This is a genomic window from Rathayibacter sp. AY1F3 (assembly GCF_002931975.1).
GTDB lineage: Bacteria > Actinomycetota > Actinomycetes > Actinomycetales > Microbacteriaceae > Rathayibacter.
In genome coordinates this window covers 14,978-27,553 of sequence record NZ_PSVF01000016.1, presented here as the reverse complement: position 1 = coordinate 27,553, position 12,576 = coordinate 14,978, and the positions used below count along the sequence as shown (strand labels likewise).

Sequence of the window (12,576 nt, the reverse complement as noted above, 5' to 3'; positions counted from 1 at the left end):
CCGCTCGCCCACGAGAAAGCGACACCATGACCACTCTCGACCACGCCGCTCCCGCTCCGCACCTCGATGCGCCGCTCCTGAACGACCGCGAGCTGCGCGAGCGCGTCTCCTCGCTGATCGGACCGGCCTACCGCCGGGCCCTGTGGCCGATCTTCCTCGACCGCGACGGCGTGCAGCTGCCGATCCTCTACCCGGTGGACGGACTCCCCGTGCACCCCGACGAGGAGAAGACCGAGCGGATCGTCGCCACCCTCGCCAAGGCCGTGGCGCACCAGGACGTGGGCTCGCTCGCCTTCGCCCTGGAACGTCCCGGGCGCGCCTTCCTCGGCGAGACCGATCGGGTCCTCGCCCGTCACCTGGCGGCGGCGTGCCACAAGCGGGCCATCCCCCTCCGCGCGCTCCTGCTCGTCCACGACGAGGGAGTGCGGGTCGTGACCGCGACGGAGTACGCCGCGGTCACGCTCTGAGCGCTCGGGCCCGAGGCGGCCGTTCAGGACAGCGGCGGCCGGCCACCTGATCAGCCGGCCGCTACGGAGCTCAGGCGCTCAGGCGCTCAGCGTCACCAGCAGCGAGGAGGCGCCGAGATCCACCTCGGTGTCCCCGGGCTGCACCGCGTACTCCCCGACGCCGAGCAGCGTCTCCGCCACCTCCGGCAGGGCGATGCGGGCGGCGGACTCGCCGACGTTGATCGCCACGGTCACCCGACCGCGGCCGAGAGTCAGCCAGCGGGCCTCCTCGTCGAAATCCACGCGGAGCGACCCGAAGCGCGGGTCCGTCAGCTCGGGGTAGCGGCGGCGGATCGCCGCCAGCTCGCGGTACACCTCGAGGGTGCGGGCGTGACGCCCCTCCCCGACCTCGGACCAGTCGAGCCGCGAGCGCAGGAACGTCTCCGGATCCTGCGGATCGGGCACGACCTCCGGGTCCCAGCCCATCTTCGCGAACTCCTCGATGCGGCCCTTCGCCGTCGCCTCGCCCAGATCCTTCTCCGGGTGCGAGGTGAAGAACTGCCACGGGGTCGACGCCGCCCACTCCTCCCCCATGAACAGCATGGGAGTGAAAGGGCCCAGCAGCGTCAGAGCCGCGGCGATCGCGAGGCGCCCCTCGTCGAGGGTCGCCGTCAGACGGTCGCCGACCGCCCGGTTGCCGATCTGGTCGTGGTTCTGGCTGCAGACCACCAGGCGCCAGGTCGGCATGTGCTCGGTGTCCACCGGACGGCCGTGGTGGCGGCCGCGGAACGTCGAGAGGGTGCCGTCATGGAAGAAGCCCCGCGTCAGCACCTTCGCGAGGGCGCCGAGCGGCGCGAAGTCCTCGTAGTAGCCCGTGGTCTCCCCGGTCAGCGCGACGTGGACCGCGTGGTGGAAGTCGTCGCTCCACTGCGCGTCGAGCCCGTAGCCGTGCGCCTCCCGCGGAGTGATCAGCGTCGGGTCGTTGAGGTCGGACTCGGCGATCAGCGTCAAAGGGCGCCCGACGTGGGCCGACAGCACGGCCACCTCGCTCGCCATCTCCTCGAGCACGTGCACGGCCCGCTCGTCCGAGAGGGCGTGCACCGCGTCCAGGCGCAGGGCGTCGACGTGGTAGTCGCGCAGCCACATCAGAGCGTTGTCGATGATGTACCCGCGAACGGTGTCCGAACCCTCGCCGTCCAGGTTGATCGAGCTGCCCCAGGTGTTGGCCTTCTCGTTCTTGAGGTACGGGCCGAACTCCGGCAGGTAGTTGCCGCTCGGGCCGAGGTGGTTGTAGACGACGTCCTGGACCACGCCGAGGCCGGCGCGGTGGGCGGCGCCCACGAAGCGCTGGTACGCCTCGGGTCCGCCGTACGGCTCGTGCACGGCGTACCAGAGGACGCCGTCGTAGCCCCAGTTGTGCGTTCCGTTCACCGCGTTGACCGGCAGCAGCTCGATGAAGTCCACGCCGATCGAGCGCAGGTGCTCGAAGCGCTCCGCCGCCGCGTCCAGGGTGCCCTCGGGTGTGAACGTGCCGAGGTGCAGCTCGTAGATGACGGCGCCGGCGAGCTCGCGCCCGGTCCAGGCGGAGTCGCCCCACTCGTGCGCCGAGGGGTCGAACGTGCGCGAGAGCTCGTGCACGCCCTTCGGCTGGCGGCGCGAGCGGGGATCCGGCAGCGGACCGCTGCCGTCCACCCGGTACCCGTAGTCGACCTCGCCGGTGGCCGGGGCCGACGCGGGCGCCCGCCACCATCCGTCGTCTCCGTGGCGGGTCATCGTCAGCGACGAGTCGTCGCCGAGAAGGAGCTCGACCGTCGAGGCCTCGGGGGCCCAGACGTCGAACCGCTCGGGCCCGGTCGTCGGGAGTGCGTAGCGGTAGGGAGTCGTGCTGATCACTGCTGTCTCCAGGAGGGGTCGGATCGGTCTGCGGTGCGGTGGCGGAACCGGTCAGGAGACCGGGGCGAGCAGTGCCACGGGGTAGTCGGCGAGGATCTCGGCGACCGGAGTCACTCCTCCCGCGAAGGTGCGGCCGGTGAGGACGTCCTCCATCGGGTGCCCGGGCAGGACCACGACCGTGCCGTTCCACCCGCCCGAAGCGGCGAGGCCCTCGGGGAGCCGGGTCGCGACGGTCAGCGCACCGCCGCGGTCGAAGGCGATCGCGTGCTCGGCGGCGGGCCCGATCGCGGGGACGGCGGCATAGCGGGTGAACAGCTCGGGGCGGTCGCGGCGGAGCCGGAGGGCGCGCGAGGTGACGAGGAGCTTCGCGGCTCCCTCGGCGTCGATCGCGGGCTTCCAGCCGCCGTCGATCCGCTCCAGCAGCGCTCGACGCTGCCCGAAGTCGACCTCGCGGCGGTTGTCCGGGTCGACGAGGGAGGTCTCCCAGAGCTCGCTGCCCTGGTAGACGTCCGGGATGCCCGGGGCGGTGATCTGCACGAGCTTCGCGGCGAGGCCGTTCGACCAGCCGGCGGCCGACACCCGCTCGACGGTCTGCTCGACCAGCCGGCGGACGGCGGGCTCGTCGAACGCCGCGTCGATCGCCGCGTGCATCCGCTTCTCGAACTGCTCGTCAGGAGCGGTCCAGTGCGTCGAGTCGTCGGCCTCGCGCGACGCCTTCTCGGCGTAGGCGTGCAGGCGCTCGCGGCTCGCGGGCCAGGTCCCCACGACGGCCTCCCAGAGCAGGTGCTCGATCGGGCCGTCGCCGAAGCCGACGAGGTCGTGGAGCTCGCGGAGCGTCGCCGCCCACGCCTCCGGGTCCTCGGCCAGTGCGGTGACGCGGGCACGGGTGTCCTCGCCGCGCTTCGTGTCGTGGGTCGAGAGCGTGGTGAGCGAGGCGGGGAACGAGGCCTGGCGCACGGCCTGGCGGCGGTGGAACTCGACCAGGTCGATCGCGAACTCGTCCGGGTCCGCTCCGACCTCGTTCAGCGAGGTGAGGCGGCTGAAGCGGTAGAACGCCGTGTCCTCGACGCCCTTCGCCATCACCATGCCGGAGGTCTGCTGGAAGCGCACGGACACCGGCGTGCCGGTCTCGCCGAGCGCCGCGGCGACCTCGTCGATGGTCGCGCGGATCTCGGGACGGCGGCGCACGGCGTCGACGCGGGCGTGCTCGAGGTGCTCCGCTCCGTAGGGGAGGTAGCTGCGGTAGACCGGGTAGGTCGCCAGGAGCTCCGCCAGCGCGTCGTCCGCTCCCTCGATGCCGGGGATCAGGCGGGCCAGCCGCAGGACCTCGGAGCGGAGGATGCCGTCGGCGATGCCGCGCTTGGTGTCGTGGATGAGGTCGGCCCACTGCAGCGGGGCGCCCTTCCCCGTGAGCTCGGCGTCGAGGCCCTCCAGCACGGGGCGGGCGTCGGGGTCGACCAGGATGCGGTCGACGTCGGCCAGGGCGTCGTAGCCCGTGGTGCCGACGGTCGCCCAGTGCGGCGGGAGCTCCTCGTCGCCCTCGAGGATCTTCTCGACCCAGACCGGGGCGCCGCCGATCGCGCGGGCCAGGTCGTCGAGGTATCCGCCCGGGTCGGCCAGGCCGTCCGGGTGGTCGACGCGCAGGCCGTCAGCGAGCCCCTCGGTGAACCAGCGGACGATCTCGGCGTGCGAGGCGTCGAACACCTCGGGCCGCTCGACCGTGATGGCGGCGAGGGTGTTCACTGCGAAGAAGCGGCGGTAGTTCAGCTCGGCGTCGGCGCGGCGCCAGTTCACGAGCTCGTAGCTCTGGCGCTCGTGCACCGTGCGGCCGGAGTCGCCGGGCTCGGCGGTGCCGGGCGCGATCGGCAGGCGGTTCTCGTAGTAGTGCAGCTCGTCGCCGACGACCTCGAGCGCGTCGAGCTCGCTGTCGCTGTCTCCCTCGCTCGCACCGTCGCCGAGGATCGGCACGCGCAGCTTCCCGCCCCCCGCCTCCCAGTCGATGTCGAAGGCGGTGGCGTAGCGGGAGGACTTCCCGTTCCTCAGCAGGTCCCACCACCACGAGTTCTCGCTCGGGGTCGCGACGCCCATGTGGTTGGGGACGATGTCGATGAGGACGCCGAGGCCCTCCGCCCGCGCCGCGGCCGAGGCGTTCGCCAGGCCGGCCGCGCCACCGCGGTCGGGATCGACCTCGGTGTGGTCCACCACGTCGTAGCCGTGGTCCGAGCCGGGCTCGGCCTTCAGCAGCGGCGAGAAGTACAGCCAGTCCGCTCCGAGCGCGCGCACGTAGTCGGCGACGCGGGCGGCGTCGTCGAGGTCGAACGCCGACCGGATCTGGAGGCGGTAGGTGGAGGCGGGCAGACGCACGTCAGGCTCCTGTCGAGGGTGCGGTCGCGGAGTCGGTCGACTCGGCGTGGGGGCTGGTGGGTCCCGTCGAGGAGACGATCGGGATGGCCGAGGTGGCGGCCAGGGACGCGAGCGAGGCGGCGACCGAGTGGTCGACCTCGGGCTCGGGGGTGCTGTGCTCCTGGAGGATGACGAGAGACTTCGCCTGGACGGTGAGCATCGCCCCCGCCGGACGCGGGATCGAGTCCGCCTCGGCGCCGGCGGTGTCGACGAGGACGCTCCACTCGAGCGCGTACTCGTCGCTCGGGATCGCGAACTCGACGTCGACGTCGTCGGCGTTGAAGTACAGGAGGAAGCTGTCGTCGGTGACGGGGCGCCCGCGCTGGTCGCGCTCGCGGATCCCGTTGCCGTTGAGGTAGATGCCCACCGATCGGCCGAGACCGGAGTCCCAGTCGGACGGGGACATCTCGGTGCCGGCAGCGGTGAACCAGACGATGTCGGGCAGGGGCTCGCCGTCGCCGCGCAGGACGGGGCGGCCGTCGAAGAAGCGCATGCGTCGGAAGGTCGGGTGCTCGGCGCGCAGGCGGATGAGCGCCGCGGTGAACTCGAGCAGCGGCCGGTCGGCGTGCGCCCAGTCGATCCAGGTCAGCTCGCTGTCCTGGGCGTAGGTGTTGTTGTTGCCGTTCTGGGTCCGGCCCAGCTCGTCGCCGTGGAGGATCATCGGGACGCCCTGGGAGATCAGCATCGTCGCGAGGAAGTTCCGCTGCTGGCGTGCCCGGAGCGCGAGCACCCGCGGGTCGTCCGTGGGCCCCTCCACGCCGTGGTTCCAGGAGCGGTTGTGCGACTCCCCGTCGTTGCCGTCCTCGCCGTTGGCGTCGTTGTGCTTCTCGTTGTACGAGACCAGGTCCCGGAGGGTGAAGCCGTCGTGCGCCGTGACGAAGTTGATCGAGGCGACCGGGTAGCGGCCCGAGTGCGCGTAGAGGTCGGCCGAGCCGGTGAGGCGCGAGGCGAACTCCCCCAGCGTCGACGGCTCGCCGCGCCAGAAGTCGCGGACCGTGTCGCGGTACTTGCCGTTCCACTCCGTCCACTGGGGCGGGAAGTTTCCCACCTGGTAGCCGCCGGGCCCGACGTCCCACGGCTCGGCGATCAGCTTCACCTGCGAGACCACCGGGTCCTGCTGGACGAGCTCGAAGAAGGTGGAGAGCCGGTCGACGTCGTAGAACTCGCGTGCCAGCGCCGAGGCGAGGTCGAAGCGGAAGCCGTCGACGCGCATCTCCGTCACCCAGTAGCGCAGCGAGTCCATGATCAGCTGGAGCGAGTGCGGGTGGCGCACGTTCAGGGTGTTCCCGGTGCCGGTGTAGTCCATGTAGTAGCGCTTGTCGTCGTCGACGAGGCGGTAGTAGGCCTCGTTGTCGATGCCGCGGAACGACAGGGTGGGGCCGAGGTGGTTGCCCTCCGCCGTGTGGTTGTAGACCACGTCGAGGATGACCTCGATGCCGGCCGCGTGGAGCGCCTTCACCATGCTCTTGAACTCCTGGACCTGCTGGCCCTGGTCGCCCGTGGAGGAGTAGGTGTTCTGCGGTGCGAAGAAGCCGATCGTGTTGTAGCCCCAGTAGTTCGAGAGGCCCTTGTCCATCAGCGTGGAGTCGTTCACGAACTGGTGCACGGGCATGAGCTCGATCGCCGAGACGCCCAGGTGCTTGAGGTGGTCGATCACCGCGGGGTGGGCGACTCCGGCGTAGGTGCCGCGGAGCTCCTCCGGCACGTCGGGGTGCGTCTTGGTGAGCCCCTTCACGTGCGCCTCGTAGATCACGGTGCTGTCGTAGGAGGTGCGCGGGCGGCGGTCACCGGCCCAGTCGAAGAAGGGGTTGATGACGACGCCCATCATCATGTGCGGCGCCGAGTCCTCGTCGTTCGTCGAGTCCGGGTCGCCGAAGGTGTACGAGAAGAGGGACTGGTCCCAGTCGATCTCCCCCGAGATCGCCTTCGCGTAGGGGTCCAGCAGCAGCTTGTTCGGGTTGCAGCGGTGGCCGGCATCGGGGTCGTACGGTCCGTGGATGCGGAAGCCGTAGCGCTGGCCCGGCTGGACCTGCGGGAGGTAGCAGTGCCAGACGTAGGCGTCCGACTCCTGGATCTCGACGCGCGTCTCGGTGCCGTCCTCCTCGAAGAGGCACAGCTCGACGCGCTCGGCGATCTCGCTGAACAGGGCGAAGTTCGTGCCGCTTCCGTCGAACGTCGCGCCCAACGGGTAGGCGGTTCCGGGCCAGGTCTCCACGAGACTCCTCAGGGGATTGTTCTCGGGCAGTCCGGGAGACGCCGATGTGCGGTCTGCGGATGCCCGACGTCGGGGGTGATGGTCCGTCACTTCCGCGACGGACCGACTGCTCAGCTTAGCGAGCGTGTCTCGAGCATTCCCCTGACGGTCAGCGCTCATCGCGCGGTCCTCCTCCGGTGGTCACGACCGGCGGCCGGAACCGCCGTCCGGTTCGTCCTGCGGGCGCGTGAGCGGGCAGGTCGTTCCGGTGGGTCACGCTCGAACAGTACGGTCGCGCCCGGTCCGCCGGGGAGGGCTGGCGCCGCGCCGGGTGCATCGGCTAGAACGCGCCGGAGGGACTGTCCGGCGCACGCGGAGGGGCCGGCCGGGCTGGGCAGGAGCAGCGATCGGCTCCGTCGTCGAGAGCGCGGCGCCACGTACCGGGGCGCCTCACCGCGATCAGTGCGAGCCGAGCCTTCGCCGCAGGAGATCGATCCGCGCCTGCAGCTGGGTCACGCTCGCCTGCGCCACCGCGGGTCCGCCGCAGAGCCGGCGCAGCTCGGTGTGGACCTGGCCGTGCGACTCGCCCGTCCCCCGTGCCCACAGGCCGACCAGGGAGTTGAGCAGGCTGCGCTGCTCCTTGAGCGTGCGGTAGAGCGGCGCCGGGATCTCGCTCGCCGGCTCGGCCGGGGCCGCCGCCCCCGCGCGGCTGCCGGCGCGCTTGGCCTGCCGCTGCTGCCGGTGCTGGAGCAGCTCCCGCACCTGGTCGGGCTCGAGGAGCCCCGGCAGGCCGATGAAGTCGAGCTCCTCCTCGCTCTCGACCTCGACCTCCATCCCGAACTCGGCGCCCTCGTAGACGACGCGGTCGAAGGTGGCGGCCGAGCCGATCGACTCGAAGCGGCCCTCCTCCAGGAGATCGGAGGACGCCTTGTCGCTGCGCTCGGCGTCGGCCATCAGGTCGGCCTCGGGGTACTCCTCGTCGTCGGAGGTCCTGCGGTCGAGGGCGTGATCGCGCTGCAGCTCCATCGAGCCCGCCAGCGCGAGCAGGCCGGGCACGTTGGGGAGGAACACCGAGGCGGTCTCGCCGCGGCGCCGCGCGCGCACGAAGCGGCCGATCGCCTGGGCGAAGAACAGAGGAGTCGACGCCGAGGTCGCGTAGACGCCGACGGCGAGCCTCGGCACGTCGACGCCCTCGGAGACCATGCGGACCGCGACCATCCAGCGACCGGTGTCCTTCGCGAACTCCTCGATCCGGTCGCTCGCCTCCTTCTCGTCGGAGAGCACGACGGTGACGGTCTCGCCGCTGATCTCGCGGAGCATCGCGGCGTAGGCGCGCGCGGTGTAGTGGTCGGTCGCGATGACCAGGCCGCCGGCGTCGGGCACGGCGCGCCGCACCTCGGTGAGGCGGGTGTTCGCGGCGCGGAGGACAGAGGGGATCCAGTCGCCCTTCGGGTCCAGCGCGGTCCGCCAGGCCTGCGAGGTGATGTCCTTGGTGTTGCCCTCGCCGAGCCGCGCCTCCATCTCGTCGCCGGCCTTCGACTTCCAGCGCATCTGCCCGGCGTAGACCATGAACAGCACCGGCCGGACGACGCCGTCCGCGAGCGCGCGGCCGTAGCCGTAGGCGTAGTCGGTGAGCGAGGTGCGGATGCCCTCCTCGTCCGGCAGGTAGCTGACGAACGGGATCGCTGCCGTGTCCGAGCGGAACGGCGTCCCGGTCAGCGAGAGCCGGCGGACGGCGGGCTCGAAGGCCTCGCGCACCGCGTCGCCCCAGCTGAGCGCGTCGCCGGCGTGGTGCACCTCGTCGAGGATGACGAGGGTGCGCCCGGACAGGGTGAGCTCGCGGTGGAGCTCGGCGCGGACGGCGACCTGCGCGTAGGTGACGGCGACGCCGTGGTAGTGGCGGGCGTGGCGGCCCATGCGGTTGGTGAAGGTCGGGTCCAGGCGGATGCCGACGCGGTGCGCGGCCTCGGCCCACTGGCGCTTGAGGTGCTCCGTCGGCGCGACCACGGTGATCCGGTCGACCGTGCGGTTGTGCAGCAGCTCGGCGGCCAGCCGCAGCGCGAAGGTGGTCTTGCCCGCGCCCGGGGTCGCGGCGGCCAGGAAGTCGCGCGGCTCGTGCTGGAAGTAGGCCTCGAGCGCCTCCGCCTGCCAGGCGCGGAGCTTGTTCGCGGTACCCCACGGCGCCCTGCCCGGGAACGACGGGGACAGGTGCTCAGCGGCGGAGGTGCCGACCTGATGACCGAAGCTCGAGGGACTGTTCACGTGGACCGAATCTAGCCGACGCCTCCGACAGCGGCTCGGTCTCCGCGGCCCGCCGGGAGGCGCACGGCGTGTCGCGCCGTGCCACCGGCGGCCGGGTGCGGAGCATGATGGAGGGATGGTCGAGCAGCGTCATCCGTGGTCCCGCTACGTCGCCCTGGGCGACTCCTTCACCGAGGGGATCGGCGATCCCGAGCCCGGCAGCCCCGGCGGGCACCGCGGCTGGGCGGACCGCGTGGCGGAGGTCCTGGGCAGCCAGAACGAGGACTTCGCCTACGCCAACCTGGCGGTCCGCGGCCGCCTCCTGCAGCAGATCGTCGACGAGCAGGTCGAGCCCGCCCTGGAGCTGCGCCCCGACCTCATCACCATCTCCGCGGGCGGGAACGACGTCATCCGCCCGGGGACCGACCCCGACGACATCGCGTCCCGCTTCGAGTCGGGCCTCGCCCGGCTCCGCTCCGACGGGGCGACCGTCGTCCTCTTCACCGGAGTGGATGTGGGCTTCTCCCCCGTGTTCGGGCGGATCCGCGGGAAGGTCGCGATCTACAACGAGAACCTGCGGGCGCTGGCCAAGCGGTACGACTGCATCGTCGCCGACCAGTGGTCCCTCCAGGAGATCCAGGACGTGCGGATGTGGGCGCCGGACCGCCTGCATCTCAACCCGCACGGCCACCACGAGGTCGCGCGCATGGTCCTCGAGTCGCTGAACGTCGAGAACGACCTGCGCCCCCTGGCCCCGGAGCCGCCGCACGCCCGCACCTGGCGTGCCGCCCGCACGGAGGACATCCAGTGGGCGCGGGAGTACCTCGTGCCCTGGGTGCTGCGCCGCGTCCGCCACCAGTCCTCCGGCGACTTCATCACCGCCAAGCGGCCCTCCGCCGAGCGCTGGAGCACCGATCCCGCGGCCTCGGAGCCGGGATCGGTCGTGCCGGGCAACGCGACGCCGGAGGAGGTCGCCGAGGACATCGCGACCGCGGGCGTGCGGATCATCGGCGACCGGGCCGCCGGCGACCGGGCCGCGGATCCCCTGGCCTGATCCGCTCCCGGGAGGCGGCGGCTCGCCCCGCGCTCAGCCGAACAGCTCGGCCGGGTGGCCGAGGCGCCAGGCGAAGCCCGGGTCCTCGATCGACCCGTCGGCGACGAGGGGAAGCTCGTACGGGGTGCCGTTGACGTCGACGACGGCGGTCCCCACGCGCTCGCCGTCGGCGACGGTCTCGAGCGGATCGAGGGCGACCGTGGTCGTCGTCGAGACCGCGCCCCACACCAGCACGGACCGCGCCTCCGCGGTCTCGGCCGTCGCCGTCTCCCCCCACGCGCTCGTGAGAGTGCCGTAGTCCTGCCCCTCGACGGTCAGCGGGACGGTCCGGAAGCCCGCCTCGACGGTCGGGACGAGGGTCAGCACGTCCGCGGCGAGCTGCGGGTGCGTGCGCGCGCCCACCACCACGCCGACCAGGGTGACCGGCCGGCCCTCGACGGTCGCGTCGAGCGAGAACAGCAGGCACGAGCCCGCCTCATCGGTCGTCCCCGTCTTGATCCCGTCCACTCCCGAGCGGCCGAGGAGCGAGTTGGTGTTGTCGACCTCGCCGACCCCCGGGATGACCGCGGTCGGCATCCCGACGATCGGAGCGAGCACCGGGTCCGCGATCAGCAGCTCGCCCAGGCGCACCATCTCGGCCGTCGTGCTGACCGTCGCCGGCGAGAGCCCGCTGGTGTCGGCGAGGGAGGTCCGCTCGAGCCCCTGCCCGTCGAGCCAGCCGCGCGCCGCGGCGAGGAAGGCGTCCTCCGAGCCGTACGCCCAGATCGCGAGGGACTTCGCATAGTTGTTCGCGGACGGGAGCATCATGGCGGTCAGCGCCTCCCGCTCGGTCAGCTGCAGACCCGCGGTGACCGGAGCGCTCGAGCCGTTCTCGGCCAGGGTGTCGTTGTAGTACTGCACGTCTGCGCTCGTGAAGGTGATGGTCTCCCCGTCCGTCCCCTCCGCGATCGGCTTCGCCGCGAGGACGACGAGAGCGGTGACGACCTTGGCGATGCTCCCCGTCGGCACGGTTCCGGTGGAGCCGTAGCGGGCGAGCAGCCCGTCCTCCTCCGTCCCGTCGATGCCCACGGCCGCCACGGCGCCGGAGCCGTAGGCCGGCCAGGCCGGAGCGGGCGCGTCGACGGTGCTCGAGACGGGGTCCACCGCGACGGCGCTCGCCGTCGGCAGCTCCGCGGTCGCCGCGTTGGTCGCGTAGGCACCGCCTCCACCGACCAGCACGGTCGCAGCGACGAGACCGGCGACGACCGCCCCGCGCCGTCGACGCGGTCGCGGCTCCGGCGCGGCGGGCTCCCCGAACAGGTCGAGGGCGTCGTCGGATCGGGTCGGGGAGGTCACCCCGTCATCGTACGGGCGGGCCTCTCACCCGTCCCGGACGCCGCCCCGTCGTCGGACGCGGCGGGTGACGCGCGGCACCGACCCCGATCCAGCGGCGGGAGCGTCAGCAGCAGGTCACCGCGGGGCCGCCGAGCGCCGGAGCCGGGCGGTCAGCGCCTGCGGGTCAGCGCCCACAGTGCGACGGCGCTCGCCGAGGCCACGTTGAGCGAGTCGACGCCGTGCAGCATCGGGATGGTGACGACGGTGTCCGAGGCGTCCAGCGCCGCGCGGCTGAGCCCGTCCCCCTCGGCGCCCAGGACGATCGCGACGCGCTCAGGGCGAGCCGCCGCGTACTCGTCGAGCGGCACCGCGTCCGGAGCGAGCGCCAGCGCGGCGACCGAGAACCCGGCCTCCTCCAGAGCGCGGCGAGCCGGTGCCCACTCGGGGGTGCGCGTCCACGGCACCTGCAGGACCGTGCCCATGCTCACCCGGACGCTGCGCCGGTACAGGGGGTCCGCGCACCGCGGCGTCACGAGCACCGCGTCCGCGCCCATGCCGGCCGCGGCGCGGAAGACGGCGCCGACGTTGGTGTGGTCGACCAGGTCCTCCAGGATCACGACGAGGCGCGCGTCCTCCAGCAGCTCGGCCATCGGCCGCAGCGGCGGACGGTGCATCGAGGCGAGCGCTCCGCGGTGGAGGTGGAACCCGGTCAGCTCCTCGATCAGCGGATCCGGCGCCACGAAGACCGGCACCTCGGGATGACGCTCGAGCACCCCGGCCGCGTCCGGCAGCCGCTTCTCCTGCACCAGGACCGAGCGGGGACGGTGCCCGGCGTCGAGCGCCCGCTCGATCACCTTGGCCGACTCGGCGATGTACAGACCGCCCTCCGGCTCCAGCACCCGCCGCAGCGCCACGTCGGTGAGGCGGTGGTAGTCGGCGAGGAGCGGGTGGTCGAGGTCGGTGATGTGCACGATCGGCATCCCGGCAATCTAGGGCACGGCGCGGACTAAACTCGTCCAGGGGCCGCTCGA

The 12,576-nt window shown here is 72.4% G+C and carries 8 protein-coding genes; 2 read left to right on the top strand and 6 right to left on the bottom strand.

All coding sequences use genetic code 11. The features are described from left to right. The first annotated feature begins 26 nt into the window (after window positions 1-26). Complete coding sequence (locus C5C39_RS10925; protein WP_104221992.1) at window positions 27-467, top strand: hypothetical protein; 441 nt, start codon at window positions 27-29, stop codon at window positions 465-467. Between the two features lie 78 nt (window positions 468-545). Here the strand turns inward: C5C39_RS10925 and treZ are convergent, their stop codons facing one another. The 4 genes from treZ to C5C39_RS10905 form a co-directional block, all read right to left on the bottom strand. Then, complete coding sequence (treZ, locus tag C5C39_RS10920; RefSeq protein WP_258075821.1) at window positions 546-2,339, bottom strand: malto-oligosyltrehalose trehalohydrolase; 1,794 nt, start codon at window positions 2,337-2,339, stop codon at window positions 546-548. Window positions 2,340-2,390: 51 nt separating this feature from the next. After that, window positions 2,391-4,703 carry a malto-oligosyltrehalose synthase gene (treY, locus tag C5C39_RS10915; protein ID WP_104353379.1) on the bottom strand — a complete coding sequence of 771 codons (2,313 nt, stop codon included), beginning with the start codon at window positions 4,701-4,703 and terminating at the stop codon, window positions 2,391-2,393. 1 nt (window position 4,704) lies between these two features. Continuing rightward, window positions 4,705-6,957, bottom strand: coding sequence for a glycogen debranching protein GlgX (glgX, locus tag C5C39_RS10910; protein ID WP_104237465.1), 2,253 nt, complete (start codon window positions 6,955-6,957; stop codon window positions 4,705-4,707). 438 nt (window positions 6,958-7,395) lie between these two features. After that, window positions 7,396-9,198, bottom strand: a complete 1,803-nt coding sequence (locus C5C39_RS10905; RefSeq protein ID WP_104221986.1) for a DEAD/DEAH box helicase — start codon at window positions 9,196-9,198, stop codon at window positions 7,396-7,398. Between the two features lie 115 nt (window positions 9,199-9,313). Between C5C39_RS10905 and C5C39_RS10900 the strand changes: the two genes are divergently transcribed. Then, entirely contained in the window at window positions 9,314-10,231 is a 918-nt protein-coding gene (locus C5C39_RS10900) for an SGNH/GDSL hydrolase family protein (protein ID WP_104353378.1), read from the top strand. Window positions 10,232-10,264: 33 nt separating this feature from the next. Here C5C39_RS10900 and C5C39_RS10895 read toward each other — a convergent pair whose 3' ends face one another. Both C5C39_RS10895 and C5C39_RS10890 read right to left on the bottom strand, forming a co-directional pair. After that, window positions 10,265-11,566, bottom strand: a complete 1,302-nt coding sequence (locus C5C39_RS10895) for a D-alanyl-D-alanine carboxypeptidase family protein (protein WP_104353377.1) — start codon at window positions 11,564-11,566, stop codon at window positions 10,265-10,267. 149 nt (window positions 11,567-11,715) lie between these two features. Then, window positions 11,716-12,525: an RNA methyltransferase gene (locus C5C39_RS10890; RefSeq protein WP_104353376.1), complete on the bottom strand. Its 810-nt coding sequence runs from the start codon at window positions 12,523-12,525 to the stop codon at window positions 11,716-11,718. Window positions 12,526-12,576: the final 51 nt, after the last annotated feature.